Source organism: Stenotrophomonas sp. 3diitr2024, assembly GCF_042136455.1.
Taxonomy (GTDB): Bacteria; Pseudomonadota; Gammaproteobacteria; order Xanthomonadales; family Xanthomonadaceae; genus Stenotrophomonas; species Stenotrophomonas sepilia.
Genome location: NZ_JBHHMJ010000166.1, coordinates 1 through 393 on the forward strand (window position 1 = coordinate 1; position 393 = coordinate 393).

The following is a 393-nucleotide window of genomic DNA, read 5'->3' on the forward strand; positions in this document are numbered from 1 at the left end:
ATCGCTAAAGTTGGCCGCGCCGCGGTCGTTGCTGCTATGCCGGTTGTGCGGCAGAAGGAAGGAAACTTATGCGCCTGCGCCGCTGCGCCAGCCTGATGTTCGAGCCCCGCGAGGCGGTCACCCTGGACCTGCGCGCGATGAAGCGGTGTTCTTCTTCCAGGCAGGCCGCGTTGCGCACGCTGTGGTGATGGCGCTTGATGAATACCGCGCCGCGCGTGCCATCGACGATGGCGGCAGCCGACAGCGGTCGCGGGCTGTGCCAGCGACGGGCCGACCGAGTACGAACCGATCATCTGCGACACTTTGACGCGATCGACCTTCGGCGGCTGCGAACCCGGCGCCATGCCCGGCACCTGCTGGCCACTGCGGGCCATCACGACCTGGCGCAACGCG

Annotated in this window: 2 pseudogenes; both read right to left on the reverse strand. The window is 67.7% G+C overall.

Features of this window, described 5'->3' with window-relative positions:
- Positions 1-133: 133 nt before the first annotated feature.
- A pseudogene (locus tag ABGA94_RS04010) lies at positions 134-274 on the reverse strand (aminoglycoside phosphotransferase family protein); the annotation flags it as partial.
- Positions 255-393, reverse strand: a pseudogene (locus ABGA94_RS04015) (FKBP-type peptidyl-prolyl cis-trans isomerase); the annotation flags it as partial. The pseudogenes ABGA94_RS04010 and ABGA94_RS04015, both read right to left, overlap by 20 nt.